Origin of the sequence: Micromonospora sp. NPDC049836, from assembly GCF_044465125.1 — a bacterium.
In the GTDB taxonomy this organism is placed as follows: Bacteria; Actinomycetota; Actinomycetes; order Mycobacteriales; family Micromonosporaceae; genus Micromonospora.
On the sequence record NZ_JBITLH010000006.1, the window covers coordinates 94,932 to 118,355 of the forward strand.

Here is a 23,424-nt window from a genome sequence, read left to right on the forward strand (position 1 = left end):
TCGGCGGTGCGGCCCTCTCCACCACGACCCGTCCGTGAGGTGCCGACCATGGAGCAGACCGTCCTCTACCACTTCCTGACCGAGGTCCCGGAGGCCGCCGCCATCTGGACCGCCCTGCTCGTGCTCGCGCTCGGGGTGCTCGCCGCGCTGGTGGCCCGCCCCGAGCGGGACGGCCCGGACGAGCCGGTCCCCGACCCGGCCGCCGAGGCGGCGACCCGCCTCGCCGACCTGCGCCGGTACGCCGACGAGGTGGCGGTGGCCGCCGGCGGGGCGGCCCGGACCAGCCGCCGGCGGCGCGCCCGGTGGCTGGCCGCCCACGACGAGGCCGACCGGGCCTGGCGGGCGTACGACGAGGCCGAGGCGGCCGCCCGGCGGCTCGCCGGCGCCGCGGTGCTGGCCGAGCCCTGCACGCCCCGCACGCCGGCCGAGTACGCGGCCCGGGAGCGCTGGCTGCACCGCGCCGCGATGGCGGCGCACTGGCGGGGTGACCTGAGCGCCCGGCAGCTCGCCGACGCGCTGGCCGGCCGCAACGGCTGGGATCCGCGCCGGCACCCGGCCGAGCAGGAGATCGTCCTGGCCCGGGTGGTCCGCGACGGCCGGCTGGCCCGCTGGCGGGCGGCCGGCGAGCGGGAGCGGCAGGCGTGGCGGGACGCCGAGCTGGCCGCCGACGCGGCGCGGGCCCTGGCCGGGGAGGCGTACGCGGCCGCCGAGGCGTTGCGGCCCGCCCCGGTACGCTCCGCCGCGCGCGGGACGCCGAGTCCGGCCGTGGTGCCGGCCGCCGCCGGCCGGGCCGCCCGCTGGCGCCCGGCGCGGGTGGGCTGAATGCGCGGGTGGGTTGAATGCGCGGGTGGGCCGAATTGTTACCGGATTTTGGTGAGGCCGGTCACCGCGGCGCGGAATCGGTCATCGGGCCCAGTGCACGCGTTCGGTCGCCGTGAATGCGGGCCGGCCGGCACCGGATGTCCGGTTGCCGCCCGTCGGTTCCGGCCGGGCCTCTCGTCCCATTGAGTGACGTCAGTGCCGACCTGTTCCGCTCAGCGTCATGATGTTCGACGTTTACGCAGGTGGGGGCGCTTGGCATGCGGCGTACCTGTCGGTAATGTCGGCGCGTCCGGTGCGGTTTTCGATCGCGAGTGGCGACGCCGTGCCGACCCGCCTAATCGTGCTCGCACGAACCGGGGACCCAAAGGCAACACCGGGGTGAATCCGCGCGCCACGGCCGCGGTAGGGCGTACTTCCCGCCCGAATCCGTCAGCTAACCCGGTAGGCGGCCACGGAAGGAGTTCCATCCTCGTGCCCATCACCCCCCGATCCTCCCCGCGCCTCCACGGCGTCGCGGTGCCGCCGCTCGCCTGACCCGCGAGACAGTCCGGCCCGCCCCCCGAAGCCCGGCTCACCGGGCGTCCCCCGTCCCGCGGCATCCCGCCCCGCAACGCGCGTGAGTTCCTCCGCGCGTCGGGCCGGCGTGTGCCGCTCCGGTCCCGTGGAGGAAACAGTGAAGCACCATGTGAAGCGTCAGCTGCGCAGGCTGGCGACCGAACGCCCGTACCAGATCATCGCCGGCTCGGCCGCCGCGCTGGTGCTGGCCGGCGGCACCGCCGCCGTCGCCACCACCGAAGACGCCCCGGCCCGCCAGGAGCACCGCGCCGCGGTCGCCGAACTCGAGTCCCGGCTCGGTGACGTCGCCACCCGCGGCGAGGCCCGGGTCGCCATCCCGTCCCCGTCCACCTCGCCGAGCACGTCGCCGTCGCCCTCGGCCCGGGCGAAGACCGCGGCCTCGGCCGACCCGGACCTCACCACCCGCGCGGCGAAGCCGAAGCCCCCGTCGACCAAGGTCCTGAAGTACCGCTACCAGGCGCAGAACACGTACTGGAACTGCGGCCCGGCCGCGGTGCGCAACGCGCTCAGCGCGAGCGGCGTCGAGACCACCCAGGAGGCCATGGCCGGTCCGCTGGGCACCACCGAGGGCGGCACCAACTCCGCCGAGGACACCACCCGCGGCTTGAACCAGATGGTCAAGGGCAACCCGTACCGGACCCACATGTTCGGCGGCTCGGCGAGCCCCGCCGAGATGGACCAGCTCCAGGCGGACGTGGTCAAGGCCGTCACCGCCGGCCGGGGTGTGGTGGTCAACGTGGCCGGCGACGCCGTCGACACCGACGGCGGCTGGCACTCGTTCCCCGGCGGCCACTACATCGCGGTGATCGGCTACCGGAACGACGGCCGGACCGTGCGGATCGCCGACTCGGCGAACCCGGCGCTGCCCGAGTACTGGCTGAGCACCATCGACCTGGCGAACTGGGCGGCCAGCCGGGGCTACTCCGCCTGACCGCTCCCGTGCCCGACGGCGGGCCCCGGCGCTTCGCCGGGGCCCGCCGCCGTTGCGCCGGCCACGCCGGGCCCGGGCGCCGGCCTCTCGCGCGTCGCGTCGGTCCGGTGGCACACTGCGCGCTATGGGCGACGCGACGGGTACCCGCCACCTGCTGTTGCTGCACGGCATGGGCGCCACCGGGGCGGTCTGGCTGCCCTGGGCGCCGCTGCTGGAGGGCCGCTGGGCGGGTCGCTGGCTCGCCCCCGACCTGGCCGGGCACGGCTGGTCCCCGCCGCTGCCGGCGTACTCCTTCGGCGCCCTCGCCCAGCGGCTGATGGAAGGGCTGGGTCCGGTCGCCGAGCGGCTCGGCCCCCGGGACCGGCTGGTCGTGCTGGGCCACTCGCTGGGCGGGGTGGTGGCGCTGGCCCTCGCCGCCCGGGCCCGCCGGCTGCCGGTGGACGCCGTGGTCGGGCTGGGCATCAAGGCGGTCTGGTCCCCGGCCGAGCTGGACAAGGCCCGCGAGCTGGCCGAACGGCCGGTGACCTGGTTCAGCAGCCGGGACGAGGCGGCCCGCCGCTACCTGCGGGTGGCCGGCCTGACCGGGCTCTTCGCCCCGGACCACCCGGTCGTCGACGCCGGGCTGCGGCAGGACGACGGCCGCTGGCGGCTGGCCATGGATCCGGCCGCCTTCGCGGTGGGGGAGCCCCGACTGCCGGCGCTGCTCGCGGCGACCGACGTGCCGGTCCTGCTGGCCCGCGGCGAGCGGGACCCGATGGTCTCCGACGCCCAGCTCAAGGAGTTGGGCGTGCCGGTGGCCACCCTGCCCGGGCTCGGTCACAACGCGCACGTCGAGGACCCGGAAGCGGTGCTCGCCCTGCTCGACCCGTACCGCTGAGACGCGGGCGGGCCGGTCAGCCCGCCGGGTGCGGCGCGCCGTCCGGGGCCACCGGGTCGGCGGCGCGCGGCGCGGGCGGCTGCCAGCGGTGGTCGAGCTCCCGGCGGGCCGCCTCGAGGAACGCCTCGGCGTACGACTCGGCGGGGAAGTCCCCCAGGTAGCGGCTCCGGGTCGCCCAGCGGGCCGCCGCCTTCGGGTCGGTCTCCAGCAGGTCGGTGAGCACCTCGTCCACGTTGGACATGTCCCGGCGCAGCACGTAGCCCGACCCGGCCAGCGGGAACCGCTCGACGAACCGGTCCCCGTCCGCGCCCATGTCGGTGACCGCGTACGGCTTGCCCGAGTAGAGCCAGTCGGAGATGACCCCGGAGACGTCCGAGATCAGCACGTCGGCGCGGTTCACGCACTCGGTGAGGCTCAGCTCCCGGCTCGCGGCGGCGCCCCACCGGTGCGCCCGGCCGGTCTTCGCCCGGTCGGCGGCGAGCAGTTCGGTGAGCCGGGCCAGCTGTCGCGCCGAGGCCGGGTCCTGGTTGGTGTACGGGTGGGCGCGCAGGATCACCGTGGCGCCCCGGTCCAGCAGCCGGCGGAGCACCGTCTCGGCCACCGGCAGCGAGCAGTAGTTGGCGTCGGCGTGGTGCCCGGTCCAGGTGGGGGTGTAGAGCACCGTCGGGTCGGCCGGCACCGGCTCCCGGCGTACCTCGATGGCCTCGACCTGGGGGCGGCCCACCACGACGAACTTCTCGGCGGGGATCTCCACGCCGGCCCGGGCGTACCGGTCGATCGCGGCCTGGCCGGCCACGAAGATCTTGTCGAAGATCGCCGAGACCGGGTTGGCGCTGGGCGCCTTGTCGCTGTCGCCGTGGTGCAGCTGCACGTGGGTGAGCTGGTGGAACCGGATGCAGTGGCTGTTCTTCGCGCCGTGGTTGACGTAGAAGGCCACCCGCAGGCTCGGCACCAGCGCCTCGTCCAGGGTCTTGTGGCTGGGGCAGTAGACCACCGGCGCCCGGGTGGCCGCGGCGACGGTCCGCAGGAACTCCGGCTCCCGCACCACCACCAGGAACGGCCGGCCGATCCGCTCCAGGTACGGCAGCCACATGGTGACCTGGTACTCGGAGCCGGGCGGGGCGGAGAAGTGCAGCAGGAACTCGGGCTGGTGCCGGCGCAGCGCCCGGCCCACCGGGCCACCCCCGGCCGGCGGGCGGAACCGGCGCCGGGCCAGGTCCAGCCCGACCGCGCCGCAGCCCACCGCGACCAGCAGCGCGGCCACCAGCGCCAGCCAGGCCGGCAGCGCCAGGGCGGCGGCCAGCGCCACCGCCGCGAGCAGCCCGAGCAGCGCGTCGCCGAGCCGGGCGGCGACCAGCGGGGTCCACGACCGGACCGGCAGGTTGGCCGCCCGGATCTCCAGCGCGCCGGCGTCCCGCAGCGGCCCCACCAGCAGCACCAGGCCGAGCAGGGCCAGGGCGGTCAGCGCCAGCGCCGGGTCGAAGCCGCTGTCCAGGCGGCGGGCGTAGCCGACCAGGATCCCGGCGGCGACCAGCGCCGACTCGGCGACGGCGTCGGCGTTCGGCCGGACCCGCCGCTCCACGGCGGCGGCGAGCAGCGCGGCCGCCGCGACCGCCAGGCCCCAACCGGTCGCGCCGGTGAGCGCCACGACTACGAAGGCCAGCACCGCCAGCCCGGTGGTCAGCACCCGGGCGAGCAGCTTCCGGACCAGGTCACCACGCATGTCGATCGTCCCGTCCGCTCGTCGGCTCAGGCCTGCGGGCCGGCCGGCAGCCGCTGCGACAGCGCCAGGTCGGCGGCGTCGGACCGGTGCGGGCCGGGCTGGGTGGGCACCGCCGCGACCTGCTCGCCGGGCGCCCGGCGTACGTCGATCACCTGGCCGGTCAGGTCGGAGAGCAGCACGTCCAGCGAGGCCTGGGCGACCGCCTCGGCGGAGAGCAGGGTGTGCTCGGGCTCCTCGCCGAAGGCGCGGGTGCGCATCGGCGTCGCGGTGCGCTCCGGGTTGACGCAGTTGACCCGGACGCCGAACTCGGCCCACTCGTCGGCGAGCGCCTGGGTCAGGTTGACCAGCGCCGCCTTGGTGGCCGAGTAGAGCGCGTACCGGGCCCGCCCCCGGGTGTACGAGCTGGAGGTGTAGAGCAGCAGCTGACCCTTGGTCTGCTGGAGGTGGGGCAGGGCCTGCCGGGCGATGGTGACCGGCCCGACGAAGTTGACCTGGAGGAGCCGGTCCATGGTCTCCTCGTCCATCTCGGCGAGCGCGCCCCGCTCCAGGATGCCGGCGGTGACCACCACGTGGTCGATCCGGCCGGTCGCCTCGAAGGCGGTACGCAGCGCGGCGGCCACGTCCTCGGCCCGCTCCACGTGGGTGCCGGTGGTGGTGCGGCTGAACGGGAAGACCTGGGCGCCGTAACGGCGGGCCAGCTCGGTCAGCTCGTGGCCGATGCCGTAGCTGCCGCCGAAGACCACGACGGTCCGGCCGGCCAGCTCCTCGGTGTAGCTGCGGTGGTCGCTGACCCGGGGCGCCTGCGCGGCGGCGAGCTGAAAGAGCTTGTCCGCCAGGTGCACGTCGACCGGGTGGGTGACCTTGATGTTCTCGTCCGACCCGTCGATCACCTTGATCGGCGTGCCGGGCAGGTAGCGCAGCACCACCCCGCAGTCGTCGGTGGCGGCGAAGTCGGGATCGCCCTCGGCCCGCCGGTACGCCTCCCGGATGGTGCCGGAGCGGAACGCCTGCGGGGTCTGGCCGCGGCGCAGGGTCGCCCGGACCGGGATGTCGACGATGCAGTCGTCCTCGTCGACCTGGATGATCGTGTCGGCGGACGGGATGGCCACGTCGACCGCGGCGTAGGTCCAGAGGGCGTTCACGCACTCCCGGACGATCCGGGCGCTGACCAGGGGCCGGACCGCGTCGTGGAAGAGCACGTTGACGTCGCCCTCGCCGAGCGCGTCGAGCGCGATCCGGGTGGTGTCGTTGCGGGTCTCGCCACCCTCGATGATCCTGCTGACCTTGCGGAAGCCGGCGCCCGCGACGATCCGCTCCGCGTCGGGCACGTGCCCGGCGGCCATCAGCACGATGATCTCGTCGATCTCCGGCGCGGCCTCGAAGACGGCCAGCGTGTGCTCGATGATCGGCTTGCCGGCGATCTTCAGCAGCTGCTTCGGGATACCCAGCCCGAGCCGGGCGCCGGTCCCGCCGGCCAGCACGACGGCCACCGTACGGGTCGGCCGCCACGGGCTCGGCCCGGCCGGTCCTGCGGCGGTCTGGTCGTGGGTCATCGCCGATCCTCACTCGTCCACGCGGTGCACGGCGCCGCGTCGTCCTGCGACGGGCCGTGCGGTCACCCCATCGTCCCGTACCGGGTGGGAGCCGACGCGTCGGCTCCCACCCGGGGACGTCACTGGCGGGCCATGTATTCCTCGTACGCGGCCGTCACCTCGTCGGTCGGGCCGTCCATCCGGATCTGCCCGGACTCCAGCCAGATCGACCGCTCGCAGGTGTCCCGGATCGAACCGATCGAGTGGCTCACCAGGAACACCGTACCCGCGTTGGCGCGCAGCTCCCGGATCCGCTTCTCGCTGCGCCGGCGGAACCGGGAGTCGCCGGTGGCCAGCGCCTCGTCGATGAGCATGATCTCGTGGTTGCGGGCGGCGGAGATGGCGAAGCGCAACCGCGCCGCCATGCCGGAGGAGTAGGTCCGCATCGGCAGCGAGCTGAAGTCGCCCCGCTCGTTGATGCCGGAGAACGTGATGATCTGGGGCACCTTGCTCTTCGCCCGCTCCGGGCTCATCCCCATCGCCAGGCAGCCGAGCATCGCGTTGCGCTCCCCGGAGAGGTCGCCGAGCAGCGTGGCGTTGACGCCCAGCAGTGAGGGCTGGCCCTGGGTGTAGATCGCGCCCCGGTTGACCGGCATCAGGCCGGCCATGGCCCGCAGCAGGGTGGACTTGCCGGAGCCGTTGCTGCCGATCAGCCCGACCGCCTCGCCGCGGTACGCGGTGAAGCTGACCCCCTTGACCGCGTGCACCTGCCGCAGCGTCGGCCGCGCCGGCTCCCGGGAGACGAGGCGCTTGAGCGCCGCCACCGGGGAGCCCGGGGTCGGGGCGCCCGCGCCGTACACCCGGTAGATCAGGTGCACGTCGTCCACGATCACCGTGGGGACCCGCTCGTCGAGCGCGGTGGTCGCCGCGCCCGCCGCGACGTTCTGGTTGTCAGCCACGTCCGTACTCCTGTTCGCCGCGCCAGAAGTAGATGAATCCGCCCACCCCGACCAGAAGCGCCCAGCCGATGCCCATCAGCCACAACTGGGGCGCCGGGTTGGTGAGGATGGTGTCCTCCAGCAACGCGTGCCGGAACAGCTCGATGTAGATCAGCAGCGGGTTGGCGTGCACGACCGCGGTCAGCGTGTCGGGCAGGTTCTGCGCGAACTTGTCCACGCTGTAGAGCACGCCCGAGCCGTACATCCAGGTCCGCATGATGAACGGCATCAGCTGCTTGAGGTCGGTGGCCTTCGCGCCGAGCCGGGCCAGGATCATCGCCAGGCCGGCGTTGAACACCGCCTGGACCAGCATGGCGGGCGCCACCAGCAGCCACTCCCAGGTGATCGGCTCGCCGGTGGCCAGCACGATCACCACGAGGACCACCACGGCCGAGACGAAGTTCTGCAGCTGGGTGAGGGTCACCGCGACGGGCAGGCAGGCGCGCGGGAAGTGCAGCCCGCGGATCATGTTGACGTTGCCGCTGATCGCCTGCGTGCCGCCGTTGGCCACCGACTGGGTGAAGTTGAAGACGAACAGGCCGACGCAGAGGTACGCGATGAAGTTCGGCACCCCCTGCCGGGTGCTCAGGATCCAGCCGAAGATCAGGTAGTAGACCGCCGCGTTGGTCAGCGGGGTCAGCACCTGCCAGAGCCGGCCCAGCCGGGCCTGGCCGAACGAGGAGACCAGTTTGGCGTTGGCGTAGGCCATGGTGAAGTGCCGGTAGACCCAGAGCAGCCGGGTGTAGGCGGCCAGGCTGGGTCGGGCACCGGCGATCTTCAGGCCGTGCCGGGCGGCGAGCTGGGCTCCGGTGAGCCCTGAGTCGGCGTCGGCCACTGCCGGGTGGGCCATGGGCTGGTGGCTCCGATCTTGTGCGCTACGAGGATGTCCGACGGGCCGCGATCCCTGACGTACCAAGGATTGCCGCGCTCCGTCGCCGCGTGCACGGTAGTGCACGGAGACGTCGGGACGCAACCGTACCGTCGCTGCGGTACATTGTTCCACGTGACCACGGAAAAGAGACGTGTCCCGGCCGGGGCGGCGGTGCTGCGGGACGACATCACGACCGCCATCCGCGGCGCCGTCCTGGAGGAACTCGCCGCGGTCGGATACGGGCGGCTGTCGATCGAGGCGGTCGCCCGGCGGGCCGGCGTCAGCAAGACGGCGATCTACCGGCGCTGGCGGTCGAAGCTGGAGCTGGTCCTGGAGATCGTGTCCACCGTGGCGGTGCAGCGCCTGCCGCTGCCGGACACCGGGGCGCTCCGGAGCGACCTGGAGCTGCTCTTCATGATCATGCACCGCGCGCTGCGGCACCCGCTCGCCGCGCAGATCATCCCCGATCTGCTCGCCGAGGCGGCGCGCAACCCGCAGATCGCCCAGACGCTGGAGGAGGCGCTGCGGGTCAACCAGCGGGACCTGGGCCGCCAGCTCATCGACCGGGCGGTCCGCCGCGGTGAGCTGGGCTCCGACGTCGATCTCGACCTGGCGGTCGACCTGATCGTCGGGCCGCTGTACTGGCGGCTCGCCGTGTCCCGGACCCCGCTGGCCCTGCAGGACCTGCCCCGGCTCGCGGCGGTGGTCGCCACCGCCCTGGAGGTAGCATGCGAATCTGTCGTCGAAACGGACGTTCCGCTGTCCGCGATGACTCCCCCCATCGATGCGGTCGGGCGATGACCGCACACGTACCCCCCATTCCGGTCCCAACCGGACCGGTTAGCATCGCGTCCCGAATCAACATCCTGTCGACAGGAGGAAGCCCATGCCTGGGCTGAACGCAGAATTCATCCCCCCAGCAAAGCCGGTGATCGGCGAGGCCGAGATCGACGCGGCCGTCCGGGTGCTGCGTAGCGGCCTGGTGGTCCAGGGGCCCGAGGTCAAGGCGTTCGAGGAGGAGTTCGGCGACCTGGTCGCCGGCCGGCACTGCGTCGCCGTCAACTCCGGCACCTCGGCCCTGCAGCTGACCCTGATGGCGCTGGGCTTCGGTCCGGGCGACGAGATCATCGTCCCGTCGTTCTCCTTCGCGGCGAGCGCGAACGCGGTCCGGCTGGTCGGCGCGAAGCCGGTCTTCGTCGACATCGAGCCGGGCAGCTTCTGCATCGACCCGGCGGCGGTGGCCGCCGCGGTGACCCCGCGCACCGTCGCGATCATGCCGGTGCACCTCTACGGTCACCCGGCCGCGATGGACAAGATCATGGAGATCGCCGAGCGGCACTCCCTCGCCGTCGTCGAGGACGCCGCCCAGGCGCACGCGGCCGCCCTGAACGGCCAGCCGGTCGGCTCCTTCGGCACCGCCGGGTGCTTCAGCTTCTACCCGACCAAGAACATGCACTCGCTCGAGGGCGGCATGGTGACCACCGCCGACGCCCAGCTGGCCCGTACCCTGCGCCTGCTGCGCAACCAGGGCATGGAGCAGCGCTACGCCAACGAGATCGTCGGCGCGAACATGCGGATGACCGACGTCGCCGCCGCGATCGGCCGGGTGCAGCTGCGCCAGCTGCCGGACTGGACCGAGCGGCGCCGGGCGAACGCCAAGTACCTCGACTCGAAGATCACCGGCATGGTGACCCCGCCGGTGGCCGACAACGCGCGGCACGTCTACCACCAGTACACGGTCCGGGTGCAGGGCGACCGGGACGCCGCCCAGCGCCGCCTCACCGAGCTGGGCATCGGCAACGCCGTCTACTACCCGACGCCGATCCACCGGCTCAAGCCGTACCTGAACGAGGACGGCCAGCCCGGCCCGTGGGACCTGCCGGAGACCGAGCGGGCCGCCGCCGAGGTGATCTCGCTGCCGGTCCACCCGGCCCTCTCCTCGGCCGACCTGGACCGGATCGCCGAGGCCGCCAACCTCGCCGGGGCTGCCCGATGAGCGCGGCGCAGGGGCGGAAGCTGCGCGCCGGCCTGATCGGGCTCGGCGCGATGGGGCGCAACCACGCCCGGATCCTGGCCAACCTCGACGGCGTCGAGCTGGTCGGCATCGTCGACCCCGCCGGCGACACCACCGGGACCCTGCGGGCACCGGTGGTGCCCGACCTGTCCGCGCTGCTCGCCATGGGCGTCGACTACGCCGTGGTGGCCTGCCCGACCGCGCTGCACGAGCAGATCGGCCTGGAGCTGGCGGCCAACGGGGTCTGCGCGCTGATCGAGAAGCCGCTGGCCCAGTCCGTCGAGGCGGCGAGCCGGCTCGTCGAGGCGTTCGAGGGCGCGGGCCTGGTGGCCGGCGTGGGCCACATCGAGCGGTACAACCCCGCCCTGCAGAGCCTGCGGACCCGGCTCGAGGCGGGCGAGCTGGGCGAGGTCTTCCAGGTCGTCACCCGGCGGCAGGGCCCGTTCCCGCACCGGATCGCCGACGTCGGCGTGGTGATGGACCTGGCGACCCACGACATCGACCTGACCAGCTGGGTGACCGGCAGGGAATACACCTCGGTGTCGGCCCGGACCGTCTCGCGCAGCGGCCGGCTGCACGAGGACATGGTCGCCGCCGTCGGCCAGCTCAGCGACGGGACGATGGTCAACCACCTGGTCAACTGGCTGAGCCCGCTCAAGGAGCGGTCGACGGTGGTCACCGGCGACAAGGGTTGCTTCGTCGCCGACACGCTCACCGCCGACCTCACCTTCTACGCCAACGGGGCGATCGACACCGAGTGGGAGGCGCTGCGCGCCTTCCGGGGCGTGGCCGAGGGCGACATGGTCCGGTTCGCCATCCCCAAGCGCGAGCCGCTGCTGGTGGAGCACGAGCGGTTCCGTGACGCGGTCGAGGGCAAGGAGAGCGACATCGTGACGCTGCGCCAGGGCCTGCGCACCGTCCAGGTCGCCGCCGCGCTGCTCACCTCCGCCTCGGACGGCAGCACGGTCAACGTGACCAACCTGCCGGTCACGGACGCCGCCGCGACCGCCTGACCGGCCGTTCGGCCCGGCCCCGGCCATCACCGCGGTGATGGCCGGGGCCGACGCCACGGCCACCGGAGACGCCCGCCAGACCTCGTTCGAGGAGGACGCGCCGGGATGGCGACGACGAGCCCGCCGCCCACCGGGTGGCGGCCGCTGGGCGACACCCCGGTCCGGCTCGGCCTCGGGCCGGCCAACTACGCCGGGCAGGCCGCCGCCTTCGCCGCGGCCATCTGCCGGCAGCGTCCGGACGTCTCCGCCGAGGTGCTGATGCGCCGGACCGCGCACGGCTTCGCCTTCCCGGCCGACGTCCGGCTCGACCCGGACCGGCTCACCGAACTGGACGGCCAGATCGCCCAGCTGCGCCGGGTGATCGGCCGCTACACGCACCTGATCGCGGACGCGTTCCTGCCCGTCTTCGGCTCGCTCAACGGCGGGCACATCGGCGCCGACCTGCCCGCGCTGCGCCAGGCCGGCATCCGGGTCGCGCTGCTGGCGCACGGCAGCGAGGTACGCCACCCGGTGCGGCACCGGGAACGCAGCCCGTTCTCGCCCTTCCACGACCTGCCCGAGGAGCGGCTGGAGAAGCTGGCCGGCCGGGCCGAGCGCAACCACCGGGTCGCCGGGACCAGCGGGCGCCCGGTCTTCGTCACCACGCCGGACCTCCTGCTCGACCTGCCCGAGGCGACCTGGGCGCCGGTGGTGGTGGACGTGGACGCCTGGCGCAGCAGGGCGCCGGTGCTGCGCCGGAAACGGCCGGTGGTGCTGCACGCCCCCTCGGCGCGCTGGCTCAAGGGCACCGACCGGATCCTGCCGGCCCTGTCCGCGCTGCACGACGCGGGCGCGATCGACCTCCGGCTGGCCGAGGAGCTGCCCTGGACCGAGGTGCGGGAGCTGATCCGCCGCGCCGACGTGGTGCTCGACCAGTTCGCGCTCGGCTGCTACGGCACCTTCGCGGTCGAGGCGATGGCTGCCGGCCGGCCGGTGCTGGCCTACCTGCACGACGAGGTGCTGGACCGGCTCGACGAGCGGCCGCCGATCGTCAACGCCACCCCGGACACCCTGGGCGCCGCCCTGGAAGAGCTCATCGCCGACCCGCGTCGCGCCGCCCGCCTCGGCGCCGAGTCGGTGGAGTACGTCCGGCAGTACCACGACGGCCGCCGGACGGCGGACGTGTTCGCCGAGTTCCTGGACAGCTGAGGCGTCGGGGCCGGCAGCCCGCCCCGGCGGCGGTCAGTCCAGCTTGAGCGAGGTCGTCGCGGTGGCCGACGGGAAACGCTTCGCCAGCCGGCTGGCCAGCGGGACGCCGAGGGTGTCGCAGGCGATGATCCGGTCCACCCGGTCGACGGCCAGCCCGCGCAGCTGCGGCGCGAACATCCATGCCATGGCCAGCGGCCGGAACAGCACCGCGTAGCGCGGGTAGAAGAGCTTGTGGTGGATGCCGCCGGAGACCCAGCGCCGCCGCTCCGAGGCCGCCGCCCCCAGCCGCCCGATCCACCGGCCCGGCCAGCGTTCGGCGAGCCGGTCACCGACCCGCGACACCACTCCGGGGATCTTGTAGACCAGCACCCGTTCGACCCGGCGGACCGGGTAGTGCACCTCGCGCCGGGGCGCCTCCCGGATCACCGGCAGCGGCTCGATCCCCGACTCCAGCCACGCCTGGGCGCCCCGGGTGAACAGGTGCACCTCGTCGCCGCGCGCCACCAGGGTCCGGACCAGCTCGACCACCCGGTCCGGCGGGTGCTGCGCCATCGACACGACCAGCACCACCGACCTGGTGGCCCCGGCTGCGGCTGCCTGCGTCGTCACGGGCCTCACCTCTGCCGATCAGGGGTAGCGGCGAACCGGGTCAGCGACCGCAGCTTCGCCTCGAGCGGGACCAGCACCCGCTCGCGGGTGTACGCCTGCGCGTGGCGGCGGGCCGCCGCCCGCAGCTCGGGATCGAGGTCCCGGGCCGCCTTCCCGGCCGCCATCATGGACTGGGCGATCTGCTCCGGGTCCAGGCTGTCCGCGTTGAACCACAGTGGATAGCCCTGGAGCACCTCGGTGGCGGCGATGCCGGGGGCGTGCACCGAGACGATCGGGCGGCCGCTGGCCATGTACTCGAACACCTTGCCGGAGGTCACGTACTTCGCCCCGCCGGCGAGGAAGACCAGCACGTCGCTGTCGGCGTACGCCTGGGAGATCTCGGTCTTGGCCACCGGGCCCCGGTAGTGGACGCCGCCGGGCTCGTCGGTCAGCCCGAGCCGCTCCCGCATCAGCGCCTGGCTGCTGGCGAAGAAGCCGAGGTGGCCGTAGATGTTCAGCTCGGCGTCGGCGAGTTCGGGATGCCGGCGGGCGAGCTGGAACGCCGTGGTCATCTGCTCCACCGGCTGGGCGGCGGTGAGCGTGCCGACGTACGAGAAGCGCAGTGGCGCGGCCGGGCCGGCGTGGCCGTCGCCCGGCCCGTCCCCGACGTCGGTGAGCAGATCCGGGTCCCAGCCGTTGGGCACCACCATCATCCGGTCCGCCACGGCCGGGTACCGCTCGGCGTGCCAGCCGCGCAGCGCCTCGTTGACGAAGCTCGCCGCCGAGGCGCGCTCGAGTACCCGCCGCTCCCAGCCCCAGACCGGGTGACCCTCGGGAAAGCCCGGCTTGTCGGCGAAGAGGTCCAGCGTCCACGAGTCGCGGTAGTCCACCACGTACGGCAGGCCGGTGATCCGGTTGATCATCCAGGCGGCGGCGAACGAGGCGAACGGGTTGCCGGTGGCGAGGACGACGTCGAAGCGCCGCCGGGCGTGCAGCCGCAGCGCCTTGGCCACCGCGCTGCGGCCCCAGGAGAGGTAGTGCTCGGGGAAGATCCGCTGCCCGGCCTCGTAGAGCTTGCGGGAGACCAGCGGCATGGTGCGGCGCAGCCGGCTGAACCGGCGCAGGTCGTGCTCCCACTTGAAGTAGTTCAGCTCGGGCCGCTCCACCCGGATCCGCGGATCCACGGTGGCCGCCAGGCCCTCGTCCACCGAACCGGCCACGTCGTGCAGGAACCGCATCGGGGCGGCGAAGACGGTGACGTCCCAGTCGTGCGCGGCCAGGTGGTTGGCGGTGGCCCGGGCCCGGTAGACCCCGCTGGCCCGGGACGGGGGGAAGTAGAACGAGAGATACAGAACCCGAGGCCGACGCCGGGGCTGGGTCGTCATCTGCTGCTCCTGAAGCGGCTCGGCACGGGGCACGGTCCAATCGCCGGGATCCGCCGGCGTCGCTCGCCGGGGTCCCGCGCCTGACGGCACGGACCGCACCGGCGGCGCCGCAGGGGCGCCGGGGTGCGGTCGTCGAGCACCGGGATCAGGCCTGCCGGTCCAGCGTAGCCCGCTCCGCGAGGATCTCCACCACGCGCTGCGCCGCCCGCCCGTCGCCGAACGGCTCACCCTGGGCGGTGGCCGGCGCGGGCCGGGTGGCGGTGCGGACCCACTCGTCGGCGGTGAGCCGGCGCGGGTCCGGGACGAGCCGGTTCCAGTCGCCGGAGAGGGTCTCCAGCCACTCGGTCTCCGAGCGCAGCGTGGTGCAGGGGCGGCCCAGCAGGTAGGCCTCCTTCTGCAGGCCGCCGGAGTCGGTCACCACGCCGACCGAGCCGAGGACCGCAGCGATCATGCCCGCGTAGCCGACCGGGTTACCCACGTGCAGGGCGCCCTGGGCGAGCTTCAGGCCCTGCTCCTGCGCCTTGGCGAGCAACCGCGGGTGGGCCAGCAGCGCCACCGGGACCGGCAGCGAGGCCAGCGCCTCGACCAGCGCCGCCAGCCGGGCCGGGTCGTCGGTGTTCTCCGCCCGGTGCAGGGTGGCCAGCAGGTACGGCGCGTCCGGTTCGATGCCGTCCGGCAGCACCGGCCGGGGGTGCTGGCCGGCGAGGACGCTGTCCCGGACCTGGAGGCAGACGTCGACCATGACGTCGCCGCTGAGCACCGAGCGCTCGGCCAGCCCCTCGGTGGCCAGGTGGCGCAGCGCCTCCTCGGTGGGGGCCAGCAGCAGGTCGGCGGCGTGGTCGGTGAGGACCCGGTTGTGCTCCTCCGGCATCCGCCGGTTGAACGAGCGCAGGCCGGCCTCCAGGTGGGCCACCTTGATGTGCTGCTTCACGGCCGAGACGGCGCCGGCCAGGGTGGAGTTGGTGTCGCCGTAGACCAGCACCCAGTCCGGGGCCTCCCGGGCCAGCACCGGGTCGATGGCCTCCAGGATCCGGCCGGTCTGCATGCCGTGGCTGCCCGAGCCGATGCCCAGGTGCACGTCCGGGGCGGGGATGCCCAGCCCGGAGAAGAAGACGTCGGACAGGTTGACGTCGTAGTGCTGGCCGGTGTGCACGATCACGTGCTGGTGCTCGGTGCGGGCGAACGCCGCCGCGATGGGTGCGAGCTTCACCAGCTGCGGACGGGCACCGACGACACTGACTACCTTCACGGCTCTGTCTCCCGGAATGTTGTGAACCACGACGACGGTCCCGCCAGGGGCACCGGTCTCGACGAGAGGTTCGGGCACTCCGGCGGCCTCACCTGGCGCCGAACACGATACGTGACGCCGGCCGCGGGTACCCGGTGGGTGTGCGCCACCGGGCGCGGTTCGGCGTGGCGGCGACCCGGCCGGATGTCCGGTACGCCGCCTCGCTGACCCGTTTCGGGTGGTATCCGCCCTGGTCAGGCCGGATCGGCCCGGGTGACCCGATCGGATCGGGGCCGGGGCGCCGCGCGGGTGGGGCGATCGGGTCGGCGTTGCCGTACACTCGCCGACGTTCTCGCAGAGGCCGGTGCGGTGGGAGAGGCAGAGACAGGGATCATGGACGTGGACGGCGCCGTCGCGGCGCGAGGCACTCGGGGTCGGGTCGTCATGCTGGTCGACAACGGCGTGAACGGTGACTCCCGGGTGCAGAAGTCCGCCCGGTCCGCCGCCGAGGCGGGCTGGGACGTCATCCTGATCGGCAAGAGGGGCGACTCGGCCGTCGACACCTGGCGGCTCGGCCAGGCCGAGGTGCGCCTCGTTCCGGTCCGCACCGACCTGGTGGAGCCGCGCTTCCGCCGGGGTCGCTCGCTGCGCCGGCCGCTCGCCTACCCGGACAGCCGGCAGGCCGCCGTGCGGCTGGAGCTGATGCACGCCTGGCGGGCCGACGTCGTGGCCCGGATCGCCGAGCTGCGCGCCGGCCGCGGCGGGACCGGCGGCCAGGGCGGCCCGCTCGGCGAGCCCCGGCTGCTGTTCCCGCGCCTCGGGCTCGCGGCGGCCAGCCGTTGGGTGCGGCTGCGCGCCCGGGAGACCCGCAAGCTGCGCGAGGCCCGGGCCAACCCGCGTCTGCCGCTCAACCGGCTGGTCGTCAAGTACTGGACCACGATGCGGGGCGCGCGCGCCTGGCGCCGGCTCGACCCGTCGCTGTGGGAGTGGGAGCTGGCGTTCGGCAAGGTGATCGACGAGCTCAAGCCCGACCTGATCCACGCGCACGACTTCAAGATGGTGGGCGTCGGCGCCCGGGCGGCGGCCCGGGCCCGGGCCAAGGGCCGCGACGTGCGGTTCGTCTTCGACGCCCACGAGTACGTGCCGGGCCTGCTGCCCCGCACGCCGGGCTGGTTGCCGGCCCAGGTCGCCTACGAGCGGGAGTACATCGGCGCCGCCGACGCCGTGGTGACCGTCTCCGACGCCCTGGCCGACCTGCTGCGCCGCGACCACCGGCTGGCCGAGCAGCCCACCGTGGTGATGAACGCGCCGGTGCTGGCCGCCACCGAGGGCACCGACGACGCCCTGGTGCCCGACCTGCGGACGCTCTGCGGCCTCGGCCCGGAGACCCCGCTGCTGGCCTACTCCGGCGGCATCACCCCGGTGCGCGGCGTCGACCTGGTGGTCGAGGCCCTGCCCAGCCTGCCGGGCGTGCACCTGGCGATGCTGTCGCAGCACCCGACCGGCATCAACCGGGCCGCCGAGAAGCTGCTGGCCCGCGCCACCAAGCTCGGCGTGGCCGACCGGGTCCACCTGCTGCCGTACGTGCCGCACTGGCAGGTCTCCCGGGTGCTGTCGACCGCGGACGCCGCGGTCAGCCCGCTGCACCACCTGCCCAACCACGAGATCGCGCTGAGCAACAAGTTCTTCGAGTACTCCCACGCCCGGCTGCCGCTGGTCACCAGCGACGTGAAGACGATGGGGGACATGGTCCGCTCGACCGGCCAGGGCGAGGTGTTCCGGGCCAAGGACCTGACGGACTTCCTCCGCGCGGTCAAGCTGGTGCTGGCCGACCCCGCGAAGTACCGCGCGGCGTACGACCAGCCGGGCCTGCTGGAGCAGTGGAGCTGGGAGGCGCAGGCGGCGATCCTCGACCAGCTCTACACCCGGCTGCTGCCGGCCGCGCCCGGCTCGCCGGCCCGCGCCGACCTCGACGCCGTCGCCGGCCCGACCGCCGCCCCGGCCGACGCCGGCCCGGCCCTGCCCGTCGCCCAGTCCTGACCCGGCACGGCCGGCCGCGAACAGCGTGCCGGCCGGGCCGGTGACCCGAGGAGGAGAGTCCGGTGGGTGTTCCCGCTGACCGGGACGTGGCCATCGTCACGCCGTGGTACCCGACCAGGCAGGTGCCGTTCGGTGGCGCCTTCGTGCAGGCGATGGTCGAGGCGACCGCGTCGGCGTGGCACCGGGCCACCGTCTACCACGTCGACGGCTGGGGCGCCCGCGTCCCGGAGCCGCAGGACCAGGCGATCATGCAGGCCCACCACGCGCTGCTCACCCGGGCCGTACGCGAGACCGGGACCGTCTCCGGCGCCCGGCTCTGGTACGTCCCCGTGCCGGTGCGGGTCGGGGTGTCCTTCGCCCAGTCCGCCCGGCGGCACGCGACCGCGCTGCGGACCGCGCTGCGCGGGGCGCCGATCGACGCGCCGGTGGTGCACGCCCACGTCGGCCTGCGGGGTGGCTGGACGGCGCTGGAGAACGCCCGCCCCGACGCCCGGGTCTTCGTGACCGAGCACGCGACCTTCCTGCCCTCGGTGCTCGCCGAGTCGGACTCCCGGGCCCTCTACGACGAGGTGATCCAGCGGGCGGCCGGGGTCTTCGCGGTCGGCGAGGAGGTGCGCAAGGTCCTCGTCGAGGCGTTCCCGCACCACGCCGACCGGATCACCTTCATGCCGAACCCGATCTCCTTCGGCGCGCCCCGCGAGCAGCCGGTCACCGCGCTGCGGCGCTGGCTCTACGTCGGCACGCTCAGCGAGCGCAAGGGCGTGGCGCTGCTGCTGGAGGCGTTCGCCCGGTGCCGGGCCGAGGACCCGTCGCTGAGCCTGACCTTCGTGGGGGAGGGGCGGCTGCGCGCCGCGCTGACCCGGCGGGTGGCCGAGCTGGGGCTCGCCGACGCGGTGAGCTTCGTCGGTTCGGTCCTGCCCGACCGGGCGTTGCAGCTGATGCGCGAGCACGACCTGCTGATCCACCCGAGCCGGCTGGAGACCTTCGGCATGACGGTGATCGAGGCGATCGCCGCCGGCACCCCGGTGCTGGTGACCCGCTGCGGCGGGCCGGAGGAGACCCTCGCCGGGATCGAGGACGCCGCCGGCGGGCTGATCGACGTGACCGACGACCCGGACACCATCGCCGACGGGTACCGGCGGCTGCGTGACCGGTTCCCCGCCCAGGTGGACCTGGCGCACGCCCGCTCGGTGTTGGTCGACCGGTACGGATACGACGCCGTCGGGCGGGCCCATGCGCGGGTGTGGTTCCCCGACGCCGACGACACCGCGCCCGCCGCCCCGACCTCGTTCGCCGCCGCCACCCCGACGGAGTGACCATGCAGGTGTTGTTCCTCGCCCTCGGGGCGAACCGGTCCCGGGCGGCCCAGGAGGAGTCGGCCCAGGTGGTCGCCGACGGCGGCCGGGCCGTGGTGGTGATCGACCAGCGCCAGCCGTGGCGGCGGGTCAAGTTCCACCGGTCCGTCAAGGTGGTCGAGCTGTCCCGCCTGGAGGCGGCCCGGCTGCCGGTGCGGATCGAGCAGCTGCTGCTGTTCAAGGGGCCCCGGAAGGTGTTCCGGGCGGTGGGCCGGGGGCCGCTGCGGGAGCGGGTCGGCCGGGTCTCCACCGGCTACGAGTCCCGCTTCGCCGACCGGGTGCACCGGCGGCTGGTGCAGCCGTTGTACCGCAAGGGCTGGGGCGAGGGGTCGTACCCGGTGATCCGGCGCGGCCTGCCGGCGGACGCCGCCTTCGATCTGATCGTGGTGACCGATCCGGCGTCGATGCCGTACGCGGCGGGCCTGATCGCCGACTACGAGGCGCGCGGCGTCCCGGTGCCCCGGCTCGCCTTCGGCCTGGACTACGCCGGTCCGCTGGACGGCGACGACGACCGGCGTGGAGTGCCGGCCGATGGGAGCTGAGCGAGGCGCCCGCCGGCCGCGCGTGCTCTACCTGGCCTTCTACTTCCCGCCGTCGCGGGCCAGCGGCGTCTACCGGGCCCGGGCCACGGCCAACCACCTGGTGAGCCGGGGCTGGGACGTCACGGTCTGCGCCGCCCCGGTGGACTTCCTGCGCGACGTGCTCGGCTCGGTCGACACCGACCTGGCGGCCACCGTGGCGCCGGAGATCCGGGTGGAGCGGCCGGCGCTGCAACGGTTCGCCTGGGAGAAGGACGTGCGCCGGTACGGCCGGTTCCGGCGGAACCTGCCCCGCACCGCGCAGAAGCTCTACCAGCTCGGCCAGCGGCTCGGCTTCCCCGAGCACTACGCCTCCTGGGGCCTGGCCTCGGTGGCCCGCGCGCTGCGGCTGCACCGCCGCCGGCGGTTCGACGTGGTGCTGGCCACCGGGAACCCGTTCGCCTCGTTCGCCGCGGCCTGGCTGTTCCACCGGCTCACCGGCGTCCCGTACGTGCTGGACTACCGGGACTCGTGGACGCTGGACCTGTTCACCAACGGCCCGGCGTTCCCGGCCGGCCACCCGGCGTGGGCGTGGGAGCGGCGGGTGCTGGGCCGGGCCGCGGGGGTGGCCTTCGTCAACGACGCGCTGCGGGACTGGCACGCCCGGCGCTACCCGGCGGTGGCGGACCGGATGATGGTGGTCCCGAACGGCTGGGACCCGGACGTGGCGACCGCGGCGGAGGCGGCGCCGCAGCGGACCGACGGGCCGCTGCGCTTCGCCTACCTGGGCACGGTCACCCGGGTGCAGCCGATCGAGGAGCTGGTCGGCGGCTTCGCGTTGGCCCGGGGGCACGCCGAGCTCGCCGACGCCCAGCTGCACATCCACGGGCACCTGGGGTTCAACCCCAACGGCGCGCGGGACCTGCTGGACCGGCTCGGCGCCGACCGCCCCGACACCGGGGTCCGGTACCGCGGCCCGGTCTCCAAGACCGAGGTGGCGTCGGTGTACGAGGACAGCGACGTGCTGGTGTTCCTGGCCGGCGGGTCGAAGTACGTCACCTCCGGCAAGATCTTCGAGTACATGACGACCGGCCGGCCGATCGTCTCGGTGCACGCCCCGGGTATCGCCGCCGAGGAGGTGCTCGCCGACTACCCGCTGTGGTTCCGGGCGCGCAGCCTGGAACCGGCCGACGTCGCGGACGCCATGCTGCGGGCCGGGCGGGCCGCCCGCGAGCTGGATCCGGCGCAGCGGGCGGCGGCCCGGCGGCACGCCGACCGGTACGCCCGGGACCTGACGCTGGCGCCGCTGGAGGCCCGGCTGCGGTCGCTGCTGCCGGCGAGCGCGGCGGGCGCCGGCGCCGGGGTCGACCGGGCCGGGGTGGAGGATCGTGACCATGCGCGGCGCTGAGCGGGACGCCCGGGTGCTGGTGCTGGCCCTCAACCGGGGGTTGTCGGACCGGATCCTCGGGTACGTGGGCCGGCTGGCCGAACGCGGGGCCGAGGTGGTGCTCGTGGTGGCCGGCCCGGCGCCCGGGCTCGACCCGGCCGGCGCCCGGCCGGTCCGGGTGGTCAGCCTGCTCGAGGGCGGGCCGTGGACGCCGCTGCGCGGCCTGGAGAACGCCCTGACCCGGCCTCGGCGTACCGGCCGGCTGGCGGTCCTGCTGCGCCGCCTGCCGGTGACCGGCTACGCCCAGGTGCGTGCCGCGCTGCTGGCCGGGCGGGGGGTGCGCGCGCTGCGCCGGGCCAAGATCGGTGACGTTGATGCCGTGGTGGCCGCCGACATAGACTCGGTCACTCTCGGCTACCGGCTGGCCCGGCGCCATCCGGACGCGGTCGTCACCACCGCGCTGAACCTGGAACTCGTGCCCGACCAGGTCTCCTGACCGGAGCCGGCCCCGGCATGTCCGATGATGATCCGGCCGCTCCGGCCGGCGGAAAGAGGTAGGAGCGTCATGCACTCTGCGAGCGGCGTCGCCCCAGGTGAGGCCCGGGGGCGCGTGGTCATGCTGGTCCACAACGCGGTCAAGGGCGACTCCCGGGTGCAGAAGACGGCCCGCTCGGCCGCGGCCGCCGGCTGGGACGTGATCCTGCTCGGCCGCTCGCCGGACCGGAAGCCGCACACCTGGGACGAGGGCGGGGCCGAGGTCCGGCTGATCCCGATGACCTCGCCGTTGACGAAGCGCCGGCACGAGTTCCGCCGCCGGTGGCTGCGCGGCCCGCTCGGCTACCCGCCCACCGGGGTGGCCGGGCACCGGCACCAGTGGATGAAGGCGTGGCAGGCGGACCTGCGGGTCCGGCACGGGCTGCTGCTGCTGGCCGAGCGGTCGGGCAAGCCGCCGGCGGCCCTCAAGCTGCGCAAGGCGGCGGTCCGCGGCCAGCAGGCCGCGGCGAAGGTGCTCAGCGGCTGGGTGTCGCTGCGCTACCGGCAGCTCAACCGGGCCCAGGAGGCCCGCCGTCGGCTGACCGGCCCGTGGGACCGGTTCCAGACGGCCCTCTGGCTGAAGCTGATGGGCGACCGGGCGTGGCGCCGGCTGGAGCCCCGCCTCTGGGACTACGAGCTGGCCTTCGGCCCGGTCATCGACCGGCTCAAGCCGGACCTGATCCACGCCCACGACTTCCGGATGATCGGGGTGGGTGCCCGGGCGGCGATCCGCGGCCGGGTCGCGAAGCGGGACGTGAAGCTGGTCTGGGACGTGCACGAGTTCCTGCCGGGCGTCAGCCCGGGCCAGAACACCCTGCGCTGGCTGCCCGCGCACGCTGCCTCCGAGCGGGAGTACGCGCCGTACGCGGACGCGGTGATCACCGTCTCGGAGAGCCTCGGCGACCTGCTGATCAAGGAGCACGGCCTGACCGAGCGGCCGTACGTGGTGCTCAACGCGCCCAACGTCGACGAGCTGCCGGAGGACGAGGAGGTCGACGAGACCAACCCGAGCATCCGCGCCGCCTGCGGCCTCGGCCCGGACGTGCCGCTGCTGGTCTACAGCGGGGGCGCGGTGGTGCACCGCGGGCTCGGCACCATGGTCGAGGCGCTGCCGCAGCTCGACGGCGTGCACGTGGCGTTCGTGGTGCCCAAGCCGGGCGACGCGTACGTCCAGGGGTTGCAGGCCCGCGCCGCCGAGCTGGGTGCGGCCGACCGGGTGCACGTGCTGCCGTACGTGAAGTACTGGCAGGTGGTCTCCTTCCTCTCCTCGGCCGACATCGGGGTCATCCCGATCCACCACTGGACGAACCACGAGATCGCGCTGATCACCAAGTTCTTCGAGTACTCGCACGCCCGGCTGCCGATCGTGGTCAGCGACGTGAAGACGATGGCGGAGACCGTGCGCCGCACCGGCCAGGGCGAGGTGTTCCGGGCCGAGGACGTGGCCGACTACGTGCGGGCCGTCCGCGCCGTGCTGGCCGACCCCAAGCGGTACCGGGCCGCCTACGACGAGCCCGGCCTGCTGGAGCGGTGGACCTGGGAGGCGCAGGCCGAGGTGCTGGACGAGGTCTACAGCCGGCTGCTGCCCGGCCGGCCGCGGCGCGGCGGCGACGCGCCGGTCCCGGCCGCCGACCCGGCGGCGCAGGGCCAGCCCGTCCACGGTTGATCATCGACGGTCCCCGCCCTGGTGGGCGGGGACCCGCCGGCGGGCGGGTGACGACCGCCACAAATGGGGGCGATCTGCCGCCCGGTGTGCGTCCTGAATGGCGGACCGGCTGGCGTAGACTCGCCGCTCGGCAGGGGTGCAGGCGCAACGGAGACGGGCGGTAATGGGATCTGACGGT

Annotated in this window: 20 protein-coding genes and 1 riboswitch; of the genes, 13 read left to right on the forward strand and 7 right to left on the reverse strand. The window is 74.3% G+C overall.

Features of this window, described 5'->3' with window-relative positions; all coding sequences use genetic code 11:
• Nucleotides 1–48 precede the first annotated feature (48 nt).
• The 3 genes from ACIBPB_RS17860 to ACIBPB_RS17870 all read left to right on the forward strand — a co-directional run bounded on the left by ACIBPB_RS17860 (nucleotide 49) and on the right by ACIBPB_RS17870 (nucleotide 3,206).
• Nucleotides 49–822, forward strand: coding sequence for a hypothetical protein (locus tag ACIBPB_RS17860; RefSeq protein WP_396840681.1), 774 nt, complete (start codon nucleotides 49–51; stop codon nucleotides 820–822).
• Nucleotides 823–1,143: 321 nt separating this feature from the next.
• A riboswitch (cyclic di-AMP (ydaO/yuaA leader) is annotated at nucleotides 1,144–1,285 on the forward strand.
• A 198-nt stretch (nucleotides 1,286–1,483) separates the two neighbouring features.
• On the forward strand, nucleotides 1,484–2,329 hold the full coding sequence (locus ACIBPB_RS17865) for a C39 family peptidase (RefSeq protein WP_396840682.1): 846 nt from the start codon (nucleotides 1,484–1,486) through the stop codon (nucleotides 2,327–2,329).
• Between the two features lie 124 nt (nucleotides 2,330–2,453).
• Nucleotides 2,454–3,206, forward strand: a complete 753-nt coding sequence (locus ACIBPB_RS17870) for an alpha/beta fold hydrolase (RefSeq protein ID WP_396840683.1) — start codon at nucleotides 2,454–2,456, stop codon at nucleotides 3,204–3,206.
• Between the two features lie 16 nt (nucleotides 3,207–3,222).
• Here ACIBPB_RS17870 and ACIBPB_RS17875 read toward each other — a convergent pair whose 3' ends face one another.
• The 4 genes from ACIBPB_RS17875 to ACIBPB_RS17890 form a co-directional block, all read right to left on the reverse strand.
• On the reverse strand, nucleotides 3,223–4,929 hold the full coding sequence (locus tag ACIBPB_RS17875) for a CDP-glycerol glycerophosphotransferase family protein (RefSeq protein WP_396840684.1): 1,707 nt from the start codon (nucleotides 4,927–4,929) through the stop codon (nucleotides 3,223–3,225).
• A gap of 26 nt (nucleotides 4,930–4,955) precedes the next feature.
• Nucleotides 4,956–6,482, reverse strand: coding sequence for an SDR family NAD(P)-dependent oxidoreductase (locus ACIBPB_RS17880; protein ID WP_396840685.1), 1,527 nt, complete (start codon nucleotides 6,480–6,482; stop codon nucleotides 4,956–4,958).
• Between the two features lie 119 nt (nucleotides 6,483–6,601).
• Entirely contained in the window at nucleotides 6,602–7,420 is an 819-nt protein-coding gene (locus tag ACIBPB_RS17885) for an ABC transporter ATP-binding protein (RefSeq protein WP_396840686.1), read from the reverse strand.
• Complete coding sequence (locus ACIBPB_RS17890; protein ID WP_396840687.1) at nucleotides 7,413–8,309, reverse strand: ABC transporter permease; 897 nt, start codon at nucleotides 8,307–8,309, stop codon at nucleotides 7,413–7,415. Before ACIBPB_RS17890 ends, ACIBPB_RS17885 begins: the two co-directional genes overlap by 8 nt.
• A 192-nt stretch (nucleotides 8,310–8,501) precedes the next feature.
• On the opposite strand from ACIBPB_RS17890, the gene ACIBPB_RS17895 reads away from it, so the two are divergent.
• From ACIBPB_RS17895 to ACIBPB_RS17910, 4 genes are all read left to right on the forward strand, one after another.
• Nucleotides 8,502–9,131, forward strand: a complete 630-nt coding sequence (locus ACIBPB_RS17895; protein WP_357318249.1) for a TetR/AcrR family transcriptional regulator — start codon at nucleotides 8,502–8,504, stop codon at nucleotides 9,129–9,131.
• An 85-nt stretch (nucleotides 9,132–9,216) separates the two neighbouring features.
• Nucleotides 9,217–10,326 carry a DegT/DnrJ/EryC1/StrS family aminotransferase gene (locus ACIBPB_RS17900; protein ID WP_396840688.1) on the forward strand — a complete coding sequence of 370 codons (1,110 nt, stop codon included), beginning with the start codon at nucleotides 9,217–9,219 and terminating at the stop codon, nucleotides 10,324–10,326.
• Nucleotides 10,323–11,357 (forward strand): Gfo/Idh/MocA family protein, encoded by a 1,035-nt coding sequence (locus tag ACIBPB_RS17905; RefSeq protein WP_396840689.1) that lies wholly within the window; start codon nucleotides 10,323–10,325, stop codon nucleotides 11,355–11,357. Before ACIBPB_RS17900 ends, ACIBPB_RS17905 begins: the two co-directional genes overlap by 4 nt.
• Before the next feature lie 105 nt (nucleotides 11,358–11,462).
• Nucleotides 11,463–12,545, forward strand: coding sequence for a hypothetical protein (locus tag ACIBPB_RS17910; protein WP_396840690.1), 1,083 nt, complete (start codon nucleotides 11,463–11,465; stop codon nucleotides 12,543–12,545).
• Between the two features lie 33 nt (nucleotides 12,546–12,578).
• Here ACIBPB_RS17910 and ACIBPB_RS17915 read toward each other — a convergent pair whose 3' ends face one another.
• The 3 genes from ACIBPB_RS17915 to wecB all read right to left on the reverse strand — a co-directional run bounded on the left by ACIBPB_RS17915 (nucleotide 12,579) and on the right by wecB (nucleotide 15,767).
• A complete protein-coding gene (locus ACIBPB_RS17915; RefSeq protein WP_396840691.1) occupies nucleotides 12,579–13,154 on the reverse strand; it encodes a hypothetical protein in 576 nt (191 codons plus the stop codon).
• Between the two features lie 5 nt (nucleotides 13,155–13,159).
• Nucleotides 13,160–14,518 carry a glycosyltransferase gene (locus ACIBPB_RS17920; RefSeq protein WP_396840692.1) on the reverse strand — a complete coding sequence of 453 codons (1,359 nt, stop codon included), beginning with the start codon at nucleotides 14,516–14,518 and terminating at the stop codon, nucleotides 13,160–13,162.
• Between the two features lie 145 nt (nucleotides 14,519–14,663).
• Nucleotides 14,664–15,767 carry a non-hydrolyzing UDP-N-acetylglucosamine 2-epimerase gene (gene wecB, locus ACIBPB_RS17925; protein ID WP_396840693.1) on the reverse strand — a complete coding sequence of 368 codons (1,104 nt, stop codon included), beginning with the start codon at nucleotides 15,765–15,767 and terminating at the stop codon, nucleotides 14,664–14,666.
• Between the two features lie 372 nt (nucleotides 15,768–16,139).
• Here wecB and ACIBPB_RS17930 point away from each other — a divergent pair, with 372 nt between their 5' ends.
• The 6 genes from ACIBPB_RS17930 to ACIBPB_RS17955 all read left to right on the forward strand — a co-directional run bounded on the left by ACIBPB_RS17930 (nucleotide 16,140) and on the right by ACIBPB_RS17955 (nucleotide 23,246).
• On the forward strand, nucleotides 16,140–17,786 hold the full coding sequence (locus ACIBPB_RS17930; protein ID WP_396840694.1) for a glycosyltransferase family 4 protein: 1,647 nt from the start codon (nucleotides 16,140–16,142) through the stop codon (nucleotides 17,784–17,786).
• A gap of 62 nt (nucleotides 17,787–17,848) precedes the next feature.
• Nucleotides 17,849–19,102 carry a glycosyltransferase family 4 protein gene (locus ACIBPB_RS17935; RefSeq protein ID WP_396840695.1) on the forward strand — a complete coding sequence of 418 codons (1,254 nt, stop codon included), beginning with the start codon at nucleotides 17,849–17,851 and terminating at the stop codon, nucleotides 19,100–19,102.
• A 2-nt stretch (nucleotides 19,103–19,104) separates the two neighbouring features.
• Entirely contained in the window at nucleotides 19,105–19,683 is a 579-nt protein-coding gene (locus ACIBPB_RS17940; protein WP_396840696.1) for a hypothetical protein, read from the forward strand.
• On the forward strand, nucleotides 19,673–21,067 hold the full coding sequence (locus tag ACIBPB_RS17945; RefSeq protein ID WP_396840697.1) for a glycosyltransferase: 1,395 nt from the start codon (nucleotides 19,673–19,675) through the stop codon (nucleotides 21,065–21,067). The genes ACIBPB_RS17940 and ACIBPB_RS17945 overlap by 11 nt, the downstream gene beginning before the upstream one ends.
• The gene (locus ACIBPB_RS17950; RefSeq protein ID WP_396840698.1) at nucleotides 21,054–21,542 is read left to right on the forward strand and encodes a hypothetical protein; all 489 of its coding nucleotides are present in this window, start codon (nucleotides 21,054–21,056) and stop codon (nucleotides 21,540–21,542) included. Before ACIBPB_RS17945 ends, ACIBPB_RS17950 begins: the two co-directional genes overlap by 14 nt.
• 120 nt (nucleotides 21,543–21,662) lie before the next feature.
• A complete protein-coding gene (locus ACIBPB_RS17955) occupies nucleotides 21,663–23,246 on the forward strand; it encodes a glycosyltransferase (RefSeq protein ID WP_396840965.1) in 1,584 nt (527 codons plus the stop codon).
• Nucleotides 23,247–23,424: the final 178 nt, after the last annotated feature.

What these genes read in the sequence shown, in the direction of transcription:
- ACIBPB_RS17860 (WP_396840681.1), top strand. Translation starts at nt 49, where the DNA reads ATGGAGCAGACCGTCCTCTACCACTTCCTGACCGAGGTCCCGGAGGCC.
- ACIBPB_RS17870 (WP_396840683.1), top strand. Translation starts at nt 2,454, where the DNA reads ATGGGCGACGCGACGGGTACCCGCCACCTGCTGTTGCTGCACGGCATG.
- ACIBPB_RS17875 (WP_396840684.1), bottom strand. Translation starts at nt 4,929, where the DNA reads ATGCGTGGTGACCTGGTCCGGAAGCTGCTCGCCCGGGTGCTGACCACC.
- ACIBPB_RS17880 (WP_396840685.1), bottom strand. Translation starts at nt 6,482, where the DNA reads ATGACCCACGACCAGACCGCCGCAGGACCGGCCGGGCCGAGCCCGTGG.
- ACIBPB_RS17890 (WP_396840687.1), bottom strand. Translation starts at nt 8,309, where the DNA reads ATGGCCCACCCGGCAGTGGCCGACGCCGACTCAGGGCTCACCGGAGCC.
- ACIBPB_RS17900 (WP_396840688.1), top strand. Translation starts at nt 9,217, where the DNA reads ATGCCTGGGCTGAACGCAGAATTCATCCCCCCAGCAAAGCCGGTGATC.
- ACIBPB_RS17905 (WP_396840689.1), top strand. Translation starts at nt 10,323, where the DNA reads ATGAGCGCGGCGCAGGGGCGGAAGCTGCGCGCCGGCCTGATCGGGCTC.
- ACIBPB_RS17910 (WP_396840690.1), top strand. Translation starts at nt 11,463, where the DNA reads ATGGCGACGACGAGCCCGCCGCCCACCGGGTGGCGGCCGCTGGGCGAC.
- ACIBPB_RS17920 (WP_396840692.1), bottom strand. Translation starts at nt 14,518, where the DNA reads ATGACGACCCAGCCCCGGCGTCGGCCTCGGGTTCTGTATCTCTCGTTC.
- ACIBPB_RS17930 (WP_396840694.1), top strand. Translation starts at nt 16,140, where the DNA reads ATGGACGTGGACGGCGCCGTCGCGGCGCGAGGCACTCGGGGTCGGGTC.
- ACIBPB_RS17940 (WP_396840696.1), top strand. Translation starts at nt 19,105, where the DNA reads ATGCAGGTGTTGTTCCTCGCCCTCGGGGCGAACCGGTCCCGGGCGGCC.
- ACIBPB_RS17945 (WP_396840697.1), top strand. Translation starts at nt 19,673, where the DNA reads ATGGGAGCTGAGCGAGGCGCCCGCCGGCCGCGCGTGCTCTACCTGGCC.
- ACIBPB_RS17950 (WP_396840698.1), top strand. Translation starts at nt 21,054, where the DNA reads ATGCGCGGCGCTGAGCGGGACGCCCGGGTGCTGGTGCTGGCCCTCAAC.
- ACIBPB_RS17955 (WP_396840965.1), top strand. Translation starts at nt 21,663, where the DNA reads ATGCTGGTCCACAACGCGGTCAAGGGCGACTCCCGGGTGCAGAAGACG.